This is a genomic window from Streptomyces sp. NPDC005576 (assembly GCF_042871745.1).
Taxonomy (GTDB): Bacteria; Actinomycetota; Actinomycetes; order Streptomycetales; family Streptomycetaceae; genus Streptomyces.
Map to the genome: position 1 here is coordinate 650,328 of NZ_JBIAJC010000002.1, position 22,308 is coordinate 672,635.

10 protein-coding genes are annotated in these 22,308 nt (G+C 70.3%); 5 read left to right on the top strand and 5 right to left on the bottom strand.

What is annotated here, in order from left to right; genetic code table 11:
- Window positions 1-96 precede the first annotated feature (96 nt).
- The 3 genes from ACFYPN_RS06210 to pepN all read right to left on the bottom strand — a co-directional run bounded on the left by ACFYPN_RS06210 (window position 97) and on the right by pepN (window position 7,608).
- Window positions 97-3,402, bottom strand: coding sequence for a S8 family serine peptidase (locus ACFYPN_RS06210; RefSeq protein ID WP_389296922.1), 3,306 nt, complete (start codon window positions 3,400-3,402; stop codon window positions 97-99).
- Between the two features lie 252 nt (window positions 3,403-3,654).
- The gene (locus ACFYPN_RS06215) at window positions 3,655-4,794 is read right to left on the bottom strand and encodes a hypothetical protein (RefSeq protein ID WP_389296924.1); all 1,140 of its coding nucleotides are present in this window, start codon (window positions 4,792-4,794) and stop codon (window positions 3,655-3,657) included.
- A 231-nt stretch (window positions 4,795-5,025) separates the two neighbouring features.
- The gene (gene pepN, locus ACFYPN_RS06220) at window positions 5,026-7,608 is read right to left on the bottom strand and encodes an aminopeptidase N (RefSeq protein WP_358763425.1); all 2,583 of its coding nucleotides are present in this window, start codon (window positions 7,606-7,608) and stop codon (window positions 5,026-5,028) included.
- Between the two features lie 117 nt (window positions 7,609-7,725).
- Here pepN and ACFYPN_RS06225 point away from each other — a divergent pair, with 117 nt between their 5' ends.
- The 4 genes from ACFYPN_RS06225 (at window position 7,726) to ACFYPN_RS06240 (ending at window position 18,166) form a co-directional block, all read left to right on the top strand.
- Window positions 7,726-8,373: a DsbA family protein gene (locus ACFYPN_RS06225; protein WP_389296927.1), complete on the top strand. Its 648-nt coding sequence runs from the start codon at window positions 7,726-7,728 to the stop codon at window positions 8,371-8,373.
- A 167-nt stretch (window positions 8,374-8,540) separates the two neighbouring features.
- Entirely contained in the window at window positions 8,541-9,923 is a 1,383-nt protein-coding gene (locus ACFYPN_RS06230) for an MFS transporter (protein WP_389296929.1), read from the top strand.
- Window positions 9,913-11,403 (top strand): aminotransferase class V-fold PLP-dependent enzyme, encoded by a 1,491-nt coding sequence (locus ACFYPN_RS06235; protein WP_358763431.1) that lies wholly within the window; start codon window positions 9,913-9,915, stop codon window positions 11,401-11,403. Before ACFYPN_RS06230 ends, ACFYPN_RS06235 begins: the two co-directional genes overlap by 11 nt.
- Window positions 11,404-11,989: 586 nt before the next feature.
- Window positions 11,990-18,166 (top strand): DNRLRE domain-containing protein, encoded by a 6,177-nt coding sequence (locus ACFYPN_RS06240; protein WP_389296931.1) that lies wholly within the window; start codon window positions 11,990-11,992, stop codon window positions 18,164-18,166.
- 876 nt (window positions 18,167-19,042) lie between these two features.
- Here the strand turns inward: ACFYPN_RS06240 and ACFYPN_RS06245 are convergent.
- Both ACFYPN_RS06245 and ACFYPN_RS06250 read right to left on the bottom strand, forming a co-directional pair.
- The gene (locus ACFYPN_RS06245) at window positions 19,043-19,684 is read right to left on the bottom strand and encodes a superoxide dismutase (protein ID WP_358763435.1); all 642 of its coding nucleotides are present in this window, start codon (window positions 19,682-19,684) and stop codon (window positions 19,043-19,045) included.
- Between the two features lie 182 nt (window positions 19,685-19,866).
- Entirely contained in the window at window positions 19,867-21,288 is a 1,422-nt protein-coding gene (locus tag ACFYPN_RS06250) for an amino acid permease (protein ID WP_389296934.1), read from the bottom strand.
- A gap of 289 nt (window positions 21,289-21,577) precedes the next feature.
- Between ACFYPN_RS06250 and ACFYPN_RS06255 the strand changes: the two genes are divergently transcribed.
- Complete coding sequence (locus ACFYPN_RS06255) at window positions 21,578-22,174, top strand: biotin transporter BioY (protein ID WP_358763438.1); 597 nt, start codon at window positions 21,578-21,580, stop codon at window positions 22,172-22,174.
- Window positions 22,175-22,308 lie beyond the last annotated feature (134 nt).

Here is a 22,308-nt window from a genome sequence, read left to right on the forward strand (position 1 = left end):
CGCAGGCGGGCGGACGTACGACGGGGCGGGAGCCCGTGAGAGCACCCGCCCCGGCGGTCCGTCCGGCCGGTCGCGGGGACCGGCCGGACGGGGGTGCTACTCGGTGACCTTCTCGATCACCACACTGCCGGTGCCCGCGGCGGTGCCGTGGGCGTTCACGAGCTGGACCTCACCGAAGAACTGCCGGCCCTCGGGGGCCGCACCGGCGACGATCACGTCGGCACCGACCTGGGCCGACGCGCCGGCCGCCAGGTTCACCGGCGTCGACTCGTCGACCTTGATCGTGCCGAGCGACGCGGAGTAGAACACGTCGCGGTAGTCGTACGCGGTGGTGCCGCTCGGGACGCTGTAACCGTCCACCACGACCGTGTAGGTCCCGGCGGCCGGGGCGGCGATGCTCACCGACTCCTCGGACCCGGCGGTGGTCGAGGTAGCGACCTCTTCGCCGCTGTAGTAGACGTACAGGTCGATGTCCGCGTTGGCGTCCGAGGTGCCGCCGACGGCGACGTCGAGCTTCTCGGCACCCGTGGGGACGGTGACCTGGAACTGCTGCTTCTGACGCGTCGAGATCGAGGGCCGCTCGACCGCGGCCGAACCGAGCGAACCGCCCTTGAGGTGGCCCGCCAGCGCGGCGGCCTCGTTGGTGACGGTCCAGTTCACCGCGGTCGGGGTGCCGATCTTCGCCTCGGCGATGGTCTGCACCGCCGGGTCGAAGGTGGCGCCGAGCAGCGCGACGTCGATCTTGAACGGGTTGTCCAGGAGCGGCGACGTACGGCGGGCCTCGACCTCGATCTCCCAGACGCCGGGCTGCGGGTCCTTGTAGGACCGCGCGTCCGGACGGCAGGTGTTGGCCGGGTTCTCGTAGTTCGGGTAGCAGTAGATCGTGGAGCTGTCCTCGACCGCGACCCCGTACGGGTGGATCGAGATGAACCGCGTCTGGCTGCCCGAACGCAGGGCGCTGAGCGCGACCTCCAGGGTCTTGGCGCCCTCCGGCACGTTCAGGAAGTACGACGTGGTGCCGTTGCGCTGCACCGAGCCGGACGCGGCGAACGCGTTCACCGGGGCCTTGATGTCGGTGGCGACGACCACGGTGGCCATGACCTGCTGGTCCACGCCCACCGTCCTGGCGTCGTCCACCTCCAGGATGGCGCTGTGCACGCCGACCGAGCGGGGCTGCGCCTGGACCTTCACGGTCACCGGCGTGCCGAGCGGCAGCTTGACGGTGCTCGGGCCGACCAGCTTGAAGGTGCCGTCGCCGTTCTTCCACGACAGCTTGTGCGCGACGTCGCGGTCGGCGCCGGTCGTACGGGTGATGACCACGTCGTACGTCTTCTTCTGACCGGTCTTCAGGCCGCCCTCACGGTCGTACAGGCCGGTGCCGAAGCCCGGGTCCTTGAGCGCGAAGTCGATCGCCGTGTCGACGGGGGCCTTGACCGCGTACTCGTTGGCCGTGGCGCCCTTCTTGATGAGCTTCCACGCGTCCAGGATGTTGATCAGACCGGAACCCTGGGCGATCGCGGAGACGTCCTTGATCCGGGTGGCGGAGCTGGTCAGCGCGGTGCGGAGATCAGCCGGGGCCAGGTCGATGTGCTTCTGCTTCGCGGCGGAGAGCAGCAGCGCGGTGGCGCCGGCGGCCTGCGGGGAGGCCATCGACGTGCCCTGGAGCATCGAGTACCCGGCCGGCAGGGTGTAGCCCGACTCCTTGACCGGGCCGCCGGGCAGCCACGTCGGCGTGGTGTTGATGGCGGCGCCGGGGGCGGTGATGACCGGTGCGAAGCCGCCGTCCTCACGCGGACCGCGCGAGGAGAAGGGCAGCATGTCGTACTTCTTGGTGACGAGGGAGCCGTAGTTGGCCGCCCACGTCTCCTTGGAGATCGACGCGCCCACGGAGACGACGTGGTCGGCGAGACCGGGGTCACCGATGGTGTTGACACCGGGGCCGTCGTTGCCGGCCGAGATGACCAGCTGGACGCCGTAGATGTCGATGAGCTGCTTGTACAGCTCGGCGCGGGCGTTGTTGCCGTCGTTGAGCGGCGGCAGGCCGCCGATCGACATGTTGACGACGTCGACACCGCGGTTCACGACGAGGTCGATCATGCCCTCGGTGAGCGCGATGTTGGTGCAGCCGCCGGTCCAGGTGCAGGCGCGCGAGGAGACGATCTTCGCGCCGGGGGCCGCGCCGTCCATCGCTCCGCCGAACAGGCCGTTGGCCGCGGTGATGCCCGCGACGTGCGTACCGTGCTCGCCCTCGATGACGCCGATGCTGACGTAGTCCGCGGTGGCACCCGCGGCGTCGTAGACGACGTTCTTGCGCGTCTCGACGACGAACGGGATGCGCTCCGCGACGTCGGTCCGCGGGTCGTCCTTGCCGAAGTAGGAGACCTGGAACTTCTCCTTGTACGGCTTGAGGACCGTGTCGTCGGAGAAGTCCGCGTTGTTGTTCAGGTCCACCCGGGTCGTGCCGGTGACCGGGTCGTACAGGACGCCCCAGGTGTCGGTGGTGTCACCGTCGCGGTTGAGGTCGCCCTCCATCTCGCCGCCGTTGGTGGCGGACTCCTTGAACAGGCTGAACTTGTACGAGCCGGCGGGCGCCTCGTAGGTGACGCCACCGAGGGTGAACGACGGGCCGGAGACCGCTTGCGTCATCCGCAGCCAGGTGCCGTCGCTGTCGCTGACCGGGTCGGTCGCGGTGACCCAGTCGACGATCTTGCGCTCGCCGGTGCTGGTCTTCTGGAGCGCCGGGTGGGCGAGGTCCACACCGGAGTCCAGGATGCCGATGGTGATGCCCCGGCCGTCCGCCTTCGGGTTCTGCTTCACGAAGTCGACAGCGCCCGTCTCGAAGGACGGGTTGTACGGGTTCTTCGCGGGCGTCCTCTTCGACGGCGCCGCGTACGTGCTGGAGGTCGTGGCCTTCTTCGCGCCGGCGGCACGGTCGGCCGCGGGCGTCGGGTCGTCCAGCTCGATCTCCTGCTGGAGGTCGATGCCGAGGACGGACGAGAGCTTCGAGGCCGAGGCGATGGTGGCCTTCGCCGTCTTCGTCGGCACGGTCGCCCGGACGTAGCCGAGCTTGTCGTACGTGACGCCGGGTATGGAGCCGCTGACGGCGTCGAGCTGGCTCTTGACCTGCTCGGTGGCGCCGGGCTTCGTGGCGACCATCAGCGTGACGGACTTCTCGCCCTCGGCGACGGCCTGCGCCAGGACTTCGGCGTCGGACGTGCCGAGCTTGTCGCCCGAATCACTCGTGGCGGCGGGCTTGACGGTGGTCGCGGCCGGGTCGTCGGCGGCGAACACCGGTGCGGTGGCGGTGGCGGCGAGCGCTGCCACCAGACCCGCCGCGGCGGCCACCCGGGCCACGCGTCGTGCCGCCGGTATGGAGCCGGAGGAATCCTTGGTCATCAGCATCCCTGTGCATCGGAAAGAAAGAGTCCGGAATTCGATACCGGATGACCGCTCACCCTTTCGTACCCGACAGGGTTTTGTGGAGAGTTGACGGAGGCGCGTAAACGACATGGCGTAGACCCGCCACCGTCGCCCCTGCGTCACCGGGGAGAAAAGGTGTCGGACCGTACTCTTGCCTACGCCCGCCCGCCCGCCCGCCCGGCCGTCCGCGCAGCCCGCCCGCCCGGCCCGCCCGTACAAAGCCCGCCACTCCGGTCAGCGCGGCAACACCACCACGTACGACGCGGGTTCCCGGTCCCGCGCCGCGCGCAGCGCCGTCCGCACCACGCCCGCCTGCCGCTCCGCCGACTCGCGCAGCCCCTCCGCCGAGAGCCGCACCACCGTGACCCCGAGCCGCTCCAGCTGCTCCCGCCACACCGCATGCGTGACCGGGCCCGGCCCGGGTTCCGCCCGGCCGCGCGACCCGCGCGGTACGGGCCGGGGCGGCCACGCGGTGGCGTACCGGGGCGCACGCGCGGTGTCCAGCTCCACCGCCACCGCCTCCTCGGGCCAGTAGGCGTCCACGGTGCCCAGGTGCGGGCCGCCGGGCAGCCGCAGGTCCACGTTCCACACCGGCTCGGGAAGCCCGTGCACGCGCACCATCGCGTAGAGCCGCTCCTCGGCGAGGCTCCGGCCCTCCGCGAGCAGCAGCTCGACCGCACGGGTCACCACCGGCCGGCCCAGCAGCTTCGCCGCGCTCAACTCGGCGACGAGGGCGGCGGGTTCGCAGTGCCCGTCGCGGGCCGCCTCGGTCAGCAACAGGCGTACGGCGGCCGGGGCGTCGAGTCCCGCCACCACGTCGGCGACGGCCCGCTCCGCGGTCACCACCGGAAACCCGTCGACCACCAGCGGCTCCGGAGGGAGGGCCGCGCGCACCACCCGGACGAAGCCCGTCGCCCGCAGCCGCCGGGTACGCGGCACGAGCACGTCCACGTGGGTGAGCGCCGGTACGGGCGGCGCGGCGGCGAAGCCGTGCAGCGCCAGCGCCGCCACCCCGGTGACGACCGCCCCCTCGGCACCGGCGGCGGCGCCGGTGGTGCCGGTGCCGTTCGTACCGGATGTTCCGGGGGTACCGGATGTTCCGTGGCCGCTCTCCGCCCCGCGGCGCCCCGCCGCCGGCCGCGCCGCGTAGAGCAACGCCGCCCGCAGCCGCTCGCGCCCGCCGGCCGGTCCCGTGTGCAGCAGGTAGACACCCGGCAGCAGTTGCTGCCAGGGGCCGCGGGGGGTGCAGCGCTCGGAGACCTGCGCGGCGGTCAGGCCCTGCCGCCGCAACTGCGCACCGGTGACGACCGGGAGCTCGGCCCCGGGCGTGCGGGGGAGGGCGCGGGGGGAGGACAGGGAGGTGTCGTGGTTCATGCAGAGGGGCTTTCCGCCGCAGGACCAGCCCCTAACCCCTGTTACAGGCCCGTCGACATACCCGGACGGCGCGGGCCCCCTGCGTACGGACCGATGATCGAAATGGCCCGCCGTGCGGGGAGTGCGCCCAGGGGCGCCTGCGAACCCCCGCCCGCGCACCCGGGCGCACACGACCGTGCGGGCCGCCCCCTCGGGTGGAGGGAACGGCCCGCACGGGGGAACGGCCGGGGGTCAGGCCGCCGCGTCGCACTCCTGACCGCGCAGTGCGCGCGCCAGGTCGTCACGGGCCTCCAGCACCAGGCGGCGCAGCGCGGGAGCGGCGTCCTCGTGCTCCTTCAGCCAGGCGTCCGTGACCGCCAGGGTCGCCGGATCGTCCTGGAGCCCCGGGAACAGTCCCGAGACCACGTCCATACCGATCTGGATGGAGCGCTCCTTCCACACCCGCTCGATCGCCGCGAAGTACTTCCCGGCGTACGGCGCGAGGAGTTCGCGCTGCGAGGGCCGGACGAAACCGGCGATGGTCGCCTCGACCAGCGCGTTGGAGAGCCGGTCGGACTCCACGACCGCCGCCCACGCCTGGTCCTTGACCGCGGCCGAGGGGCGCGCGGCCAGGCAGCGCACCTGGTGGCGCTTGCCCGACGCCGTGTCGTCCCGGGCCAGTTCGGCGGCGATCGCCGACTCGTCGGCCACCCCGTGCGCGGCCAGCGGGAAGAGGAACGCCCAGCGCAGCTCCTGGTCGACATCGAGGCCGGGAATCGTGGCGGAGCCGTCGAGCAGCTCGCCCAGCAGCCGGAAGTCCTCGTCCGAGGAGGCCGACGAGGCGAAGAACCGGGCCCAGGTCAGCTGGTCCTGGCCGCCCGGCACGGCGAGCCGCAGCTCGCGCAGCGCACCCTCCGCGAGGAGCCGGCCGCCCTCCTCGCGCCAGGCGGGGGCCGCGTAGTGGGTGAGCGCGGAGTGGGCCCAGTTGTGCAGCATCTGGAGCACGCCGATGTCCGACTCGCGCCCGGCGAAGGCGAGCACCAGGGCGATGAAGTCGCGGGCCGGCATCAGGCCGTCGCGGGTCATGTTCCACAGTGCCGACCAGCACAGCGCGCGGGCCAGCGGGTCGGTGACCGTGCCGAGGTGGTCGCGCAGGGTGGCGAGGGACTCCTCGTCGAAGCGGACCTTGCAGTACGTCAGGTCGTCGTCGTTGACGAGGACCAGCTCGGGCTTCCCGGCCCCGGCCAGCTCGGTGACGACAGTGCGCTCGCCGGCCACGTCCGTCTCGGCGCGGGCGTACCGGACCAGCGCGCCGCTCTCGTCCTTCCTGTACAGGCCCACCGCGATCCGGTGCGGGCGGAGCTCCGGGTGGGAGGCGGCGGCCTCCTGGAGGACGGCGAGTTCGGCGATCCGGCCCTCGGCGTCGTACGACAGGACCGGGGTGAGGCTGTTGACGCCCGCCGTCTGGAGCCAGGCACGGGACCAGGCCGTCATGTCGCGGCCCGAGGTGTCGGCGAGCACCGACAGCAGGTCGCCGAGGCGGGTGTTGCCGTAGGCGTGCTGCTTGAAGTAGCGCCGGGCGCCTTCGAGGAACGCGTCCCGCCCGACGTAGGCCACGAGCTGCTTCAGGACGGAAGCACCCTTGGCGTACGTGATGCCGTCGAAGTTCAACTTGGCGTCCTCCAGGTCACGGATGTCGGCCGTGACCGGGTGGGTGGAGGGCAGCTGGTCGGCCCGGTAGGCCCACGCCTTGCGGTTGTTGGCGAAGGTGATCCAGCCGTTGGTGAAGCGGGTGGCCTCCACCATCGAGAAGGAGCCCATGAAGTCCGCGAAGGACTCCTTCAGCCACAGGTCGTCCCACCAGCTCATGGTGACGAGGTCGCCGAACCACATGTGCGCCATCTCGTGCAGGATGACGTTGGCCCGGCGCTCGTAGGACGCGGAGGTGACCTTGCCGCGGTAGATGTACTCCTCGCGGAAGGTGACCAGGCCCGGGTTCTCCATCGCGCCGAGGTTGTACTCCGGGACGAACGCCTGGTCGTACTTCCCGAACGGGTACGGGTAGTCGAAGTTGTCGTGGAAGAAGTCCAGGCCCTGCTTGGTGATGAGGAAGACGTCGTCCGCGTCGAAGTGACGGGCGAGACCCTTGCGGCACATCGCGCCGAGCGGGATCTCCAGCGTGCTGCCGTCCTCGAAGGTGCGGGAGTAGTGGTCCGTCACGTAGTGGTACGGCCCCGCGACCACGGCGGTGATGTACGTCGAGATCGGCTCGGTCTCGGCGAACCGCCACACCCCGTCCTCGTGGGACTCCTCGGCGCCGTTGCTCCACACCCGCCACCCCTCGGGGGCGGCCACCTCGAAGCGGTAGGGGGCCTTCAGGTCGGGCTGCTCGAAGTTGGCGAAGACCCGGCGGGCGTCGGCCGGTTCGTACTGCGTGTAGAGGTAGACCTCGCCGTCCTCCGGGTCGACGAACCGGTGCATCCCCTCGCCGGTGCGGCTGTACGCACACCGGGCGTCGACCACCAGGACGTTCTCGCCCTCGACGAGGGAGTCCAGCGCCACCCGGGTCCCGTCGAAGACGGCCGCCGGGTCGAGCGCGGCGCCGTTCAGGGTCACCGCGTCCACGCGGGGGGCGATCAGGTCGGCGAAGGTGGAGGCACCGGCGCGCGCCGAACGGAAGCGGATGGTCGTCACCGAGCGGAAGGTGCGGGGGGCGCTGTCTTCCTCGGCCCCGCCGAGGGCGGACCGCAGGTCGAGCGCGACCTCATAACCGTCGACGGTCAGCAGCTCCGCCCGCTCGTGGGCCTCTTCGCGGGACAGGTTCTCACCGGGCACCGGCACTCCTTCGTGGCTCGATATCGAATGGTTTGATCCTCGCATGCCGCTCTCCGGGGAATCTCCGGGCGGTCCCGTGCGTTGGCGTCGCGGAGACCGACGCTGCCAAGGAGAGACATGTCCGACACCACCGCACACGCCAAGACCCCCGCGGACTTCTGGTTCGACCCGCTCTGCCCGTGGGCGTGGATGACCTCCCGCTGGATGCTGGAGGTCGAGAAGGTACGCGACGTCGAGGTCCGCTGGCACGTGATGAGCCTGGCCGTCCTCAACGAGGACAAGCTGGACCAGCTGCCCGACGAGTACCGCGAGCTGCTGGAGCAGAAGGCGTGGGGTCCGGTCCGGGTCGTCGTCGCCGCCCAGCAGCTGCACGGTGACGAGGTCACCGCTCCCCTCTACACCGCGCTCGGCACCCGCTTCCACAACAACGGCGAGGGCCCGACCCGGGAGGCGGTCCTCGGCGCGCTCGCCGACGTGAACCTCCCCGCCTCGCTCGCCGACTTCATGGACGACGACACCTACGACGCCGAGCTGCGCGCCTCCCACCAGGAGGGCATCGACAAGGTCGGCCAGGAGGTCGGCACCCCGGTCATCGCCGTGCCCGGCGCGGACGGCGAGCAGGTCGCCTTCTTCGGCCCGGTCGTGACCCCCGCCCCCAAGGGCGAGGACGCGGCGAAGCTCTGGGACGGCACGCTGCTGGTGGCGTCCATCCCCGGCTTCTACGAGATCAAGCGGACCCGCACCCAGGGCCCGATCTTCGACTGATCCACCCGACGCGACGCGACGGGCCGCGAGGCGAGGCGACGCGACGTCGGGGCGCGAGGCGGGGCGGGGCAGGGGCACACGGCCCCCGCGCCCGCCCCGCGTGCGTTCGCACACCCGCAACACGCGAACCCTTGTTCCCCCGGCGGACTGGCCTCATGATCGGCTCCATGCCCGCCGATGGACCCCCGCAGTCCGCACCCGCCCTGCCCCGCCGGGTGCGCGTCGGCTACGGCCTGGGTTCCCTCGCCACCGGTGCCTTCTCCACCGTGCCGGGGCTCGTCCTGCTCTACTACCTCACCGACGTGCTGGCCGTGCCCGCGGCCGTCGCCGGGGCCGCCGTCTTCCTCCCGAAGGTATGGGACGTCCTCGTCAATCCGCTGGTCGGCGTGGTCTCCGACCGCAGTCGGCTGCACGGCGGGCCCCGCCGCCCCTTCCTGCTGATCGGCGCCTGCACCCTGCCGCCGCTCTTCGCGCTGATCTTCGCCGCACCCACCCTGCGCGGCGGAGCCGCCGCCGGGTACGTCGCCGTGCTCTTCCTGCTCGCCGCGACCGCGTACGCCGTCTTCCAGGTGCCGTACGTCACGATGCCCGCCGAGATGACCGAGGACCCCACCGAGCGCGGCCGGGTACTGGCCTGGCGGGTGGCGTTCCTCGGTGTCGCCATCCTGCTCTCCGGCGCGGTGGCCCCCGCTATCGCGCACGCGGAGGGCGACACGCCCGCGAGCTACCGGACGATGGGCGTGGTCGTCGCCGCGCTCCTCGCGGCCGGCATGTTCGGCGCCTGGTTCACCACCCGGTGGGCCCCCACCGTCGCCCGGAGCGAGGCCGAGCCCTCCCTCCGCGCCCAGCTCGCCGCCGCCCGCACCAACCGGCCCTTCCTCCACCTCGCAGGGATGTGGACGCTCCAGGCGCTGGCGATCGGCGTGATGCTCGCGGGCGTCCAGTACTTCGCCACCTACACCCTGGGCTCGGCCTCCGCGGTGACCCCGCTCTTCGCCTGCATGATCGGCCCCCTGGTGGTCTTCATGCCGCTGTGGAACCGGCTCGCCCGCCGGAGGGGCACGCGTTACGCCCAGTGGTGCGCCTCGCTGCTGTACGTCGCCGGGGCCGTCGCGCTCGCCTTCACCGGGGCGGCCGGTCCGGTGCTCGGCTACCTCGCGGTGGCGGTGGTCGGCATCGCGTACGCCGGCCTCCAGTTGCTCCCGCTGACGCTGCTGGCCGACACCCTGGCAGCCGACGCGGTCCGTACCGGCCGGCGCAGGACCGCGACCTTCACCGGACTGTGGACGGCCGCCGAGACCCTGGCCTTCGCACTGGGCGCCGGGGTGTTCGCGCTGGTCCTCGCGGTGACCGGGTTCCGTTCCTCGGACGCCGACCACGAGGTCGCCCAGCCGGACGCCGCACTCACCGGCATCACCGCCGGCATGAGCCTGCTGCCCGCCGTCCTCGCCGCCGCGAGCCTCTGGCTGCTGCACCGCTACCGCGAGGAAGCGGAGCCGCCTTCCGTGAACCCGTCCGTACCGAACGAGGACCTGACCCGTGCCGACTGACGCCGTACCCACCCCCGGAACCGGCAGGCCCGCCGCAGAGGTGCTGGCCGAGCTGCGCGCCCTGCGCGGCGCCGACGCCCCCACCCGGGGCGGGCGCACCTTCGCCTACGTCTACGACGCCGGGCTGGACGGACTCGACGAGCTGACGGCCGAGGCGTACACCGCCTTCGCCACCGTCAACGGCCTCGACCCCACCGTCTTCCCCAGCGTCGCCCGGCTGGAGAACGACCTGGTCCGTGCCGCCGTCGACCTCCTCGGCGTGCCCGGAGCCCAGGGCACCTTCACCAGCGGCGGCACGGAGAGCATCCTGCTCGCGGTGAAGACCGCCCGCGACCACGCCCGTGCGGTACGCGAGGTGACGGACCCCCAACTGGTGCTGGCGTCCACCGCCCACGCGGCCTTCCACAAGGCCGCCCACTACCTGGGCGTGGAACCGGTCGTCGTCCCCGTCGACCCGGTCACCTTCCGCGCCGACGCCGGGGCGATGGCGGCGGCCCTCACCGATCGCACCGTCCTGGTGGTCGCCTCCACCCCCTCGTACGCCCACGGGGTGATCGACCCGGTCGCCGAGATCGCCGCAGCCGCAGCCGCGCGCGGGGTGCTCTGCCACGTCGACGCCTGCATCGGCGGCTGGCTGCTGCCCCACCTGCGGCGCGCCGGACGGGACATCCCGCCGTTCGACCTGTCGGTGCCCGGAGTCACCTCGCTCTCCGTCGACCTCCACAAGTACGGGTACGCCGACAAGGGCGCCTCCGTGGTGCTCTACCGGGACGCCGAACTCCGCCGCCACCAGTACTTCGCGCACGCCGGCTGGCCCGGCTATCCGGTCGTCAACCCCACCGTGCAGGGCACCAAGTCCGGCGGACTGCTCGCCCAGGCGTGGGCGGCCCTCCAGCACGTGGGTGAGGACGGGTACACCGCACTCGCGGGCCGGGTCGCCGAGGCATCCGACCGGCTGCTCGCCGGACTGCGCGCCCTGCCGGGCATCCAGGTCCTCGGTGAACCCGCCGCCGGGCTCGTGGCGTTCACCGTGCTCGGTGCGGACGGGTCGCTTGCGGGTGAAGGTGCGCCCGACCTCAGCCTGCTGCTCCACCTCGCCGACGAGATGCGCGAGCTCGGCTGGTATCTCCAGCCCCAGCTCTCCTTCGACGGCCTGCCGCCCAACCTGCACCTGACGCTCACCCCCGCCACGGTCGGCCAGGTCGACGCCCTCCTCGCCGACCTGGCGAAGGCCCTGGTCGCCGCGCGGGCGCTGGAGCCGGTCGCGGTCGACCCGGCTCTCGCCGCGCTCGCCGCCACCCTCGACCCGGACACCCTCGGGCCGCAGGAGGTCGCAGGGGTGCTCGCCTTCGCCGGGCTGGACGGGGACGCCGGACTCCCCGGCCGGATGGCCCCGGTCCTGGTGCTGCTGGACGCCCTGCCCGGACGGCTCAAGGAGCGGCTGCTCGCGGAGTTCATCGGCGCGGTGTTCCGGGTCTGAGCCTCGTCGGCACTGTGCCGGTCGTCGGTACCAGGCCATGGGAAGAGCCCCCGCGAGTCATGTCTTCGCGGGGGCTCTTCCCATGGCGTGGTACCGGGTGAAGGGGGATGCGACGACGACCCCGGCACCACGTCGCGCTGTCGGAACGTCCGGGGCATCCCCGTGAGCGACCCTTCCTGCGCCTCGCGGCGCACTGCATCCGACATCGTCCGCTGATCCTCCACGTATGGGGAGTCAGCCTTGAGCGGCCAAGAAGGACATCAAGCGGTAACGACAAGATCACCATTTTTCAGATGATTTTGTTTTATAGATCACACTTGACCCGTATCTTGATAAGCGAATATGCCTCAAGGGTTCATTAATCCACCTGGCCTCTCCCTCTCCGTGGTGGTAAGAGCACACTGCGTCAGTGGTCCGAGTCTTGTATTTTCTGAAAATTTTGTAAAGATCCGCTGGCCCTCTCTGGGCAGTTGGATCTAGCACGAGGCCCTCAATGAACGTCTCTCCCATACGGAGCCAGGACGTCTCTGTGCCGCCACCCTCCCGTAGTCGTCTGCGCGCTGTCGCGTGGATCGCTGCTGGGTTGATGGTCGCCGAGACCGCGCTGGTCGTTTCCACCACCGGGCAGGCAATCGCACTGCCCCTCACCACGACACCCACCACCGCCACCGAGTCGGCACCGTCAGGACCCGCGCAGGCTGTGGACGCGCTGTCGGCATCGGTGATGGCGCGACTGCGGGACCGTCGGGTCGAGGTGCTGTCCGAGCGCACCCAGACCAATCAGGTCTTCATCAACCCTGATGGTTCCACCACCCGTGAGGCCGCAACCGCTCCGGTGCGCTTCCAGGAAGGAGGGAAATGGAAGGACATAGACGTCGACTTGGTGAAGACCTCGGATGGCGATGTGCAGGTCAAGGCCCACCCTTTGGACCTCGAACTCGCCGGTGCCACTCCCGCCAAGGAGGCCGCCAGGATCAAGGACGCGGGCGAACCGGGTGACCCCCAGGTCCCGGCGACACCGCTGGTGTCGTTGAAGGGCACCAACGGGGAGCCGATGACGCTCTCGTGGCGCGGCGTGCTGCCGCAGCCGCAGCTGACGGGTAACCAGGCCCGGTATGTCGATGCCCTCCCGGACGCCGACCTGGTCGTGGAGACCACGAAGACAGGTTTCGAGCAGTTTCTGGAGCTCAAGAATCGCTCGGCGGTCGAGACGGCCGGCAGCGTGACAATGACGTTGAACGCCGGTGGCCTCAAGGCCGTCGCGAACGAGGACAGCTCCGTGTCGTTCCTCGACCCCGGAACCGGCAAGCAGGTCGGCCTGCTGCCGGCACCGACGATGTGGGACGCGAGCGTCGACACGCGCTCCGGCGAACATACCCGTGCCGCCCCGGTCGGCATGGAGGTCGAGCAGAACGGTGACGACATCGACCTGACCGTCACCCCGGACGCGAGGTTCATGACCGACCCCGACACCGAGTTTCCGGTCACGATCGACCCCTCTGTCTCGATCGGGGGGAATTTCGACACCTTCGTGCAGCAGGGTTACGCCACCGATCAGTCCACCGCCACGGAGCTGAAGCTCGGCAACAACGGCGCTGGCCAGGTCGCCCGCTCCTTTCTGCAGTTCCAGACGGGCGCGATTCAGGGCAAGACGATCCTGTCGGCAAAGCTGAACCTGTACAACTCCCACTCCTGGGCGTGCAATACCTCCGGGTCGGGCAGTTGGGAGGTCTGGCGCGCGGGTTCGGTGACCACCGCCAGCAGGTGGGACGCGCAGCCCTCCTGGATCGGAAGGTTCGCCACCACTAGCGTCACCAAGGGCGCCTCCGGCTGTTCGGCCGGCTGGGTCGCCGCCGACGTCACGTCCATGGCGCAGGTCTGGGCTGACAACGCGGCCACTGTGCACAACGCCGGGATCCGCGCCACCGATGAGGGTGACCCGTACGGCTGGAAACGGTTCTCCTCCGGCAACGCGGCTTCCAACACCCCTTATCTATCGGTAACGTACAATTCGCCCCCCGCGGCCCCGACCGCCGTAGCTATCTCACCTTCCCAGGTCAACGCGTACAGCAAGAAGCGGTATGTCACGTCGCTGACACCGCAGTTGTCGGCGAAGGTCACCGACCCGGAGGCGGGCACGGTCAAGGCCCAGTTCGAGGTCACCCCCGACCCCGCTTTCGCGGACGCGGGCACCTATGCGTACACCGCCACCACCGCAGGAGTCCCGTCTGGCGGCACCGCCAAGCTGACGGTCCCCACGGCGAGCGGCTTCCCGGCCGGATCGCACCTGCGCTACCGGATACGGGGCTACGACGGCAGCATTTACGGCGCATGGTCGGGTTACACCGTCTTCGTCATGAACACCGCCAAGCCGGCGGCCCCGACCGTCACCTGCGACACCTACGTCAAGGACACCTGGGTGACGAAGTCGGCTTCAGGTGCGACCTGCACCCTGGACACTTCATCCACCGACGGCCAGGGCTACCAGTGGGGCCTGGACGACGCCGCAGTGCCCAACTCCGTCTACGACACCGCCGACGGCAACGGCGGCGACCCGCTGACGGTCACCGTCAAGCCCGCCGACGGCTGGCACACCCTGTACGCCCGCACCATCGACTCCGGTGGGAACACCTCCACCGCGACGACCGGCTACTCCTTCGGTGTCGGCGACGGCGCGGCCCTGTTCACCCCCGGTGACGGCGACCGCCCGGCGCGGCGCACGACCCTCACGAGCAGGGGCAAGCCGGACTACACCGGCGTGACCTATCAGTGGCGCCGTACCGACGACGAGAGCTGGGCGAACGTCCCGTCGGCGCATGTCAGCAAGGTCGCCGACGGTTCTGCCGTGGCCTCTTGGCCGCTCGCGACGATCAGTGGGGTCCCGACCGATCTGAACTGGGACATCGTCAAGTCCGTAACGGAGGACGGGCCGATCCAGGTCCGCGCCGCCTACAGCAATGCCACCACCACCGTGTACTCGACGGTGGCGAACGTTACGGTCGACCGCAAGGCCGGCACCGCCCCGACCGAAGAGGTCGGCCCCGGTTCGGTGAACCTGCTCACAGGTGACTTGGCCCTGGCAGAGACCGATGTCTCCCTCTTCGGCCTCTCCGTCACCCGTACTGCCTCCTCCCGCGCTCCGGACGCGGGTGGTAAGCAGGACGGCCAAGCAGCGATCTTCGGACCGCAGTGGACCCCGGGCACGGTTGCCGAACTGACCGAATCCGACTGGTCGTACATCAAGCGCACCAAGGTCGGCAACGACAACGCGCTGTCGGCTGTCACCGCGGACGGTGAGGAGATCGGCTTCACCAAGAAGGGTGGCGCCTGGGTCTCCGAACCTGGCGCCGAGACCCTCACTCTGGGCGGGCTCGTCACTGAGAACCTGGTGATGAAGGACACCGACAAGGGCACCGAGACCGTGTTCGTCCGCAATACCGTCACTGGTACCTGGATCGTCTCCACGTCCAGCATCATGGGCCAGGCCAACTCCACCACCACGGTGGTTCCCGAAGCCGTGAAGGTCGGAGACACCAGCCAGGTCCGCCCCAAGCGAGTCATCGCCCCCACCACGGCGGCCTCTGCGGCAACGTGCGAGGCTACGCCGTCCACCAAGGGCTGCCGGTCCCTGGAATTCGTCTACGCCACCACCACGACCGCCACCTCGGACGCGGTCGGGGACTACGCCGGACAGGTCAAGGAAATCCGTGCGTGGTCCACCGCACCCGGGGCTTCGGCGGCGACGTCGAAGGCGGTGCGGCAGTACCAGTACGCAGCGGACGGCTCCCTGCGCGGTACGTTCGACCCCCAGATCAGCCCACGCCTCACGCAGGGATATGTCTACGACAGCGCCGGCCGGGTGACGGTCTACCAGGTCCCGGGACTGAAACCCTGGAAGCTCGACTACGCCTCCACCGGCGACCCGCTCTACGCCGGAGACGGCATGCTGGTCAAGGCCCGCCGCGACACCCTCGCCTCAGGTACTGCCGACACCGTTGACGGTGAAGCCGCCACCAGCGTCATCTACAACGTCCCGCTGTCGGGCGCCAAGGCCCCTTACGACCTGGCCCGCTCCACCGTCGCCACCTGGGGGCAGACCGACGCGCCCACTGACGCCACCGCCGTGCTCCCGCACGGTGAGGCAGTACCAGCCTCGCACAACGGTGCAGCCCTGACAGCCGCCGACTACGCTCGCGCGACCCTGACCTACACGGATGCCTCCGGGCGTGAGGTCAATACCGCCACCCCCGGCGGCGGCATCACCACCACCGAGTACGACCGCTTCGGCAACGTCGTGCGCAACCTGACCGCGGGCAACCGGCAGACCGCCCTGGCCACCACCGTGGACGGGCGGGCAACCTTGGACGACCTGGGCATCACCGCTCAGGACAGCGCCGCCCGCGCCGAGCTCCTCTCCACCCGAAGCACCTACAACGGCGCAGGCACCCAGAAGCTCGAGGAGCTCGGGCCGCTGCACCTGGTCGAGATCACCGAACCGGTCATCTCCGGCACGACCACCCTGTTCGACAAGGGCGACGTCGCCCCGTCCCGGGCGCGGACGGTCAACGAGTACGACTCCGGCCGCCCCACTGACGGAACGGCCACCACGGAGAATCAGGTCACCAAGTCCACCATCGGTGCCGAACTCCTGGACGTCCCGAATCTCTTCACCCATACCCGCGCCACCAGCACCCAGTACGACTGGGTCAAGGGTGTGCCCACCAGCACTGTGCTGGATCCGGGCGGCCTCGCCATCACCCGCCGTACCGAGTACGACGCCCAGGGACGCGTAACCAGGGAACTGCTGCCCGGTGCCACCGGCACCGACGCTGCCACCCGGGTGACCACCTACTACACCGCCACCGGAACCGGCACCTGCGCCGGCCACCCGGAATGGGCCGACCAGGTCTGCACCACCGGTCCGGGCGGCACCATCACCGGTGGAGGCGCCGCCCCCAACGGCCTGGCAACCACCACCACCGAGTACGACTGGTGGGGGCACGCCGCCAAGTCCACCGAGGTCGCCAACGGCACTGTCCGCACGACCACCCACGCCTACGACGGCGCAGGCCGGCCCACCACCATCGCCACCGCAGGGGGGCTGGGTGAAGCCGTCCCAGCCACCACGACCGAGTACGACCCCGCCACCGGCCAGCCGCTCCGTACCGTCACCAGCACGGCCACCATCGCCAAAACGTACGACACTCTCGGGCGTCTGACCTCCTACAACGACGGCGCCTCTGGCACCACGACCACCACGTACGACCGCTACGACCGACCGGTGACGGTCGTCGACAGTGCGCCGTCCACCACCACCTACACCTACGACCACGCGGCCGAACCTCGGGGCTTGGCCACCAAGGTCACCGATTCCGTCGCGGGCAGCTTCACCGCCACTTACGACCGGGACGGCGGCGTCGAGAAGGAGGGCCTGCCCGGCGGCTACACCCTGGTGGTCAAGGACGACCCGACCGGGGCGACGCTCTCGCGGCAGTACACCCGCGACAGTGACGGCCTCCTCGTCTACGGCGACTCCGTCACCGAGACGATCCACGGCCAGGCCGCCGATCACTCAGGCTGGTCCGACCAGACCTACACCTACGATGCCGTCGGCCGCCTGACCACGGTCAACGACATCGTGGGCGACGTCTGCACCACCCGCTCCTACCGATTCGACCAGCGCACCAATCGCACGGGATCGAACAGCGCCAGTGGCGCGGCCACCGCCGCCTGCCCGACCGCGAGCGCACCGGCGGCGAGCAGTACCTACGACAGCGCCGACCGGTTGACCGTCACCGGCTACGTCTACGACGCCTTCGGCCGCACTACCGCTCTCCCCGGTTCGACCGTCGGCTACTACGCCAATGACCTCGTCCGGAGTCAGACCACCGCCACCCAGCGCCAGACCTGGGCCTTGGACGCGGCCGGCCGCTTCGGCTCGACCAGCGTCGAGGATTACCTCGACGGCGCGTGGGCTGTCGACGCGGTCAAGACCAACCATTACGACAGCGACGGCGACAATCCCCGCTGGATCACCGAGGCCGACACCTCCGAGGCACTCACCCGGAACGTCGAAAGTCTTGGCGGAGACCTCGCTGCCACCACCGGAAAGAACGGCAACACCGTACTGCAGCTCTCGACCATTCACGGCGACATCGCACTGGCCCTGCCCCTCGACACCACTCAGGCCCCCACGGCCCTGGACAGCGACGAGTACGGCAACGCCCGCGCCGACCAGCCCTCCACCCGCTACGGATGGCTCGGCGCCAAGCAGCGCTCCGCCGAAACTCCTACCGGAATGATCCTCATGGGAGCACGCCTCTATAATCCCGGGACCGGCCGCTTCCTCAGCATCGACCCCGTCTACGGTGGCGGAGCGAACGCCTATTCCTACCCTGGCGATCCCATCAACCAGTTCGACCTCGACGGGAATTGGTGGAAGAGGAAGTGGACCCGGCGCATATTCCGAGTCGGAATCATCGCGGGTGCGGCGATCGGCACCGCCGCCCTGTGTGCGGGTACCGCCGGATGGGGATGTGTTGTCGGTGCTGCAGCGATTGGCGCAGCGGGTGGCGGCGGCGACTACTGGGCGCAAGGCTTCCGTTCCAAGCGCAAGTGGAGCTGGAAGGGCTTCGGAAAGGCGTCCGCTTGGGGCGGTCTCGCCGCGGGAGGCGGTGGCACGGCATCGAGGTACGGAAGCCATATTCGAAGCTACGGCGGCCGTGCGTGGCGAGCTGTGCGAAGGTGGAGGCCATGGCGGTAGTGAAGTAAAGGAAGCGCGTACCGCAGACAAGAATCTCTGAGCATCGGGTGGCGGGGGATTTTCGGATTCCCCGCCACCCGCCCGCACGGACAGTGGTGAAGTTGAAGAAGAAAGCAAGTGTCGTGTTGGGTGCCGCACTCATCGGAGTGATGGTGGCCACCCTCCTGCGAGTGACAGGAATAGTGGAAAATTCTCAGTTCCTCGCTGTTGTCTGCTTCGCCTCGATCGGAATCGGTGCAGGTCTGGCGAGCGACGGCAACAAGAGGTCGTAGAAACAACTTCGACGGCGGCCGGACGACGAGGAATGGACCGGCGGGTGGCACCGAGCCTCGGACCGCAGACGCTCACCCCTGCCAGGGGCCGCCCGCCGGAGTCGCAGCAAGGCGGGGGGAGTGGGGGCACAGTGTCCCCTCGGTCCGGACCGGCTCACACGTCTCGTCCGCCCCTCCCCCGGTCCGACCCCGGCAGGGCCGGTGGCGCCTTCCTGGGCCCGGACGCAGGCAGGAGCCGGCCGTCACGGACTCGGGCCGAACTCCGGCCGTGAAAAAGGGCTCAGTAAGGGCTGTCCCGCAATTCGTGGTGGATCAGTGCGCGGCGTCAGATGCGGTGCATCGCAAGGCGGAGGGGCGTCCGCATACTGGATGTATGGGGACGTTCCGACAACGTGGCGAGGTGCCGTGGCTGACGTCGCGCACCCGCCAGGAATTGCGGGCCAGCCCTTAGGCGGCTGCCCAACGGCGAGCCGAAGCCGCGGGCTCGGCAGGCGTGGAAGAACCCCCTCGAGTCATGTCCTCGCGGGGGTTCTTCGTTCATCCGCCTGCCGGGTGAAGGGTGAGAAGACGATCACGAGGCAGGACGACTGGGGATTCCAGCAGGTCAGGGCGCGAGCAGCAGGACGTTCTCGCGCGCCTTGGCGGCGGCGTAGCGCTTCGCCACGTCCTGCCAGTTGACGACCCGCCACATCGCCTCGATGAAGTCGACCTTCTGGTTCTTGTACTGGAGGTAGAAGGCGTGCTCCCAGGCGTCGAAGACCAGGATCGGGACGGAGCCCTGGCCGACGTTGCCCTGGTGGTCGTAGACCTGCTCGACGATCAGCCGGTCGCTCAGCGGCTCGTACGCGAGCACGCCCCACCCCGAACCCTGCGTGGTGGCGGCTGCCTTCGTCAGCTGGGACCGGAAACCGGCGAACGAGCCGAAGGACGCGGTGATCGCGTCCGCGAGGTCGCCGACGCCGTCCGCCGCGAGCGGTTCGCCGCCGCCGTCGCCGGTCATGTTGTGCCAGTAGATCGAGTGCAGGATGTGGCCGGAGAGGTGGAACGCGAGGCTCTTCTGCAGCCCGTTGACCGCCCCCCATGCCTCCTTGTCCCGCGCCTCCGCCAGCTGCTCCAGGGTGTCGTTCGCGCCCTTCACGTACGCCGCGTGGTGCTTGTCGTGGTGGAGCTCGATGATCTGCGGGTTGATGACCGGTTCCAGCGCCGCGTAGTCGTAAGGGAGTTCCGGGAGCGTGTACGTGGCCATGGGCGAACCCTTCAAATGCTCAGGAGTCGTTATTGCAAGTTATGTGCAACTGCGGTGTACGTGCAGGTTAGCAGGAAGAAGATCGCGCGGGGGAGAGGGTGTCCGGACGCGCCGGGCGCCCGTACGAGAAGAGCGGCGGCCCGGGAATCCCCGGACCGCCGCTCCACTGGCGTGACGGCGGATCAGCGCCCTGCCGCCGCGCCCCGCCGCGCCCTGATCCCGCGTACCCACGCGACCAGCAGCACCACCGCCGTCGCCCCCGCCGACCAGAGCACCTGTCCGCGCGCGGAGCCGTCGGCGAGCATCAGGACCAGCACCGCGAAGAGCGCCACCAGGGTCAGCCACGTCAGGTACGGGAAGCACCACATCCGCAGCACCGGCCCCTGCCCCGGCTCCCGCGCGGCCGCCTCCCGGTCGATGCGTGGCCGGAGCCGCAACTGGGACAGGGCGATCAGCGCCCATACGAACAGCAGGACCGCCCCGACCGAGTTGAGCAGATAGAGGAAGACCGTGTCCGGCCACTTCAGGTTGAGGAGTACGGAGAGGAAGCCGAAGGCCACTGAGGCAAGCACCGCCCGGCGCGGCACCCCGCCTCCGCTCGTGCCTGCGCCCGACACCTTCAGCAGGCCGCGCGGCGCCTCGCCCCGCTCGGCCAGCGAGAAGATCATGCGCGAGGAGCCGTAGAGGTTCGCGTTGAGCGCGGAGAGCAGCGCCACGAAGATCACGACGTTCATGATCTGCCCGGCGGACGGCACGCCGATCGCGTCCAGCACCTTGACGTAGGGGCTCAGCCCCGCCTGCTGTGCGGTCCAGGGCAGCACCGTCACGATCACCAGCATCGAGCCGACATAGAAGAAGAGGATGCGCACGACCGCGCTGCGCACCGCCCGCCCCACCGCGCGCGCCGGATCGTCGGTCTCGGCGGCGGCGATGGTGAGGACCTCCAGCCCGCCGAAGGCGAAGACCACCGTCAGCACCCCGGACAGCACCCCGTGCCAGCCGTTCGGCAGAAACCCGCCCCGGCCGGTGAGGTTGGTCAGGCCCACCGGATCGGTGTCCGGCAGGAGTCCGAAGACGGCGAGCGTGCCCAGCACCAGGAAGGCGACGATGGCGCACACCTTCAACGCGGCGAACCAGAACTCGAACTCGCCGAAGTTCTTCACGGCGGTGAGGTTGGCCGTCGTGAAGACCACCATGAAGACCAGCACCCACGCCCACGGCTCGACCGCCGGGACCCAGCCGTGCGCGATCCGCCCCGCCGCCGTCGCCTCCACGGCCAGCACGACCACCAGCAGGAACCAGTAGAGCCAGCCCACCCCGAACCCGGCCCAGCGCCCCAGCGCGCGTTCCGCGTGCACGGAGAAGGAACCCGAGGCCGGCATCGCCGCCGACATCTCCCCGAGCATCCGCATCACCAGCATCGCCAGGGCGCCCGCGATCAGGTACGAGACGATGATGGCCGGTCCCGCGACCGCGACCCCCGCGCCCGAGCCGACGAAGAGCCCCGCCCCGATCACTCCGCCGAGGCCGAGCATCGTCAGATGGCGTTGCTTGAGGCCGGAGGAGAGCGGCTCGGCGGGGGCGGGGGACGGTGCGTCACGCATGGGGAATGCCGCTCTGAGTCGATTTAGTGGGGAACCTACAGCGTCTCACGGAGCGAGACGGCTCCGGGAAAGGTGTCTGCGCTGCACGTGCCGGAGTGATCAGGCTCACGCCGAGGCGTGGTTGCCTCTCCGCCTTTGTGCGAACCCCACCACGTCACGGCCGGAGCCTTTGTGGGCGGCACACGGTGATCAGCGGCAGGCCCGTCGGCTAACGTCAGCCGCAGGCTCGCCCTTTCGGCTCTGGCCCGCCCTTCCGTCCGTTCGCCCCACCCTCACCCGCGGAGTCCCGATGAGCACTGCTGCCGCCCCTGTCCGTACCGGAGTGGTCCTCGCCGACCTGCTGCCCGCCGCGGCCCGGCACCGCGTGGCCGTCGACACGGCCCTCGTCATGGGCGGCGCTGCCCTCACCGGTCTCGCCGCGCAGATAGCGGTCCCGATCCCCGGCTCCCCGGTCCCCGTCACCGGCCAGACCTTCGCCGCACTCCTCATCGGCACCGCGCTGGGCGCCCGCCGCGGCTTCCTCTCGCTGGCGCTGTACACGATCGTCGGCATGGCGGGCGTGCCGTGGTTCTCCGGCGGCACCTCCGGCGCGGGCGGCGCGACCTTCGGTTACGTCCTCGGCATGCTGCTCGCCGCGACCGTCGTCGGCGCCCTCGCGCGCCGGGGCGGCGACCGCTCCGTGGCCCGCACCGCGGGCACCATGGTGATCGGCTCCGCCCTCACCTACGCGGTCGGCGTTCCCTACCTCGCCCTCTCCACCGGCATGTCGGCGAGCGCCGCCGTCGCCGCGGGCCTGACGCCCTTCCTCATCGGCGACGCCGTGAAGGCACTGCTGGCGATGGGCGCGCTGCCCACTACCTGGAAGCTCCTCGGCCGTCGCGGCTGAAGCCCGTCCCCGTCACAGCAAAAGGCCCGCCCGGATGCGGGCGGTTTCTAGGGGTCGTCGCAACACGTGGTTGTGTTGATCAGGCCGCGAGTAGTTTATGCAGGCGCTCGGCTGGGGTTTCCCAGCCGAGCGTT

Bases quoted from the DNA above. Each gene is read 5' to 3' on its own strand.
- ACFYPN_RS06250 (WP_389296934.1), bottom strand. From the start codon at position 21,288: ATGCGTGACGCACCGTCCCCCGCCCCCGCCGAGCCGCTCTCCTCCGGC.
- ACFYPN_RS06245 (WP_358763435.1), bottom strand. From the start codon at position 19,684: ATGGCCACGTACACGCTCCCGGAACTCCCTTACGACTACGCGGCGCTG.
- ACFYPN_RS06240 (WP_389296931.1), top strand. From the start codon at position 11,990: ATGGTCGCCGAGACCGCGCTGGTCGTTTCCACCACCGGGCAGGCAATC.
- ACFYPN_RS06210 (WP_389296922.1), bottom strand. From the start codon at position 3,402: ATGCTGATGACCAAGGATTCCTCCGGCTCCATACCGGCGGCACGACGC.
- ACFYPN_RS06215 (WP_389296924.1), bottom strand. From the start codon at position 4,794: ATGAACCACGACACCTCCCTGTCCTCCCCCCGCGCCCTCCCCCGCACG.
- ACFYPN_RS06225 (WP_389296927.1), top strand. From the start codon at position 7,726: ATGTCCGACACCACCGCACACGCCAAGACCCCCGCGGACTTCTGGTTC.
- ACFYPN_RS06255 (WP_358763438.1), top strand. From the start codon at position 21,578: ATGAGCACTGCTGCCGCCCCTGTCCGTACCGGAGTGGTCCTCGCCGAC.
- ACFYPN_RS06230 (WP_389296929.1), top strand. From the start codon at position 8,541: ATGCCCGCCGATGGACCCCCGCAGTCCGCACCCGCCCTGCCCCGCCGG.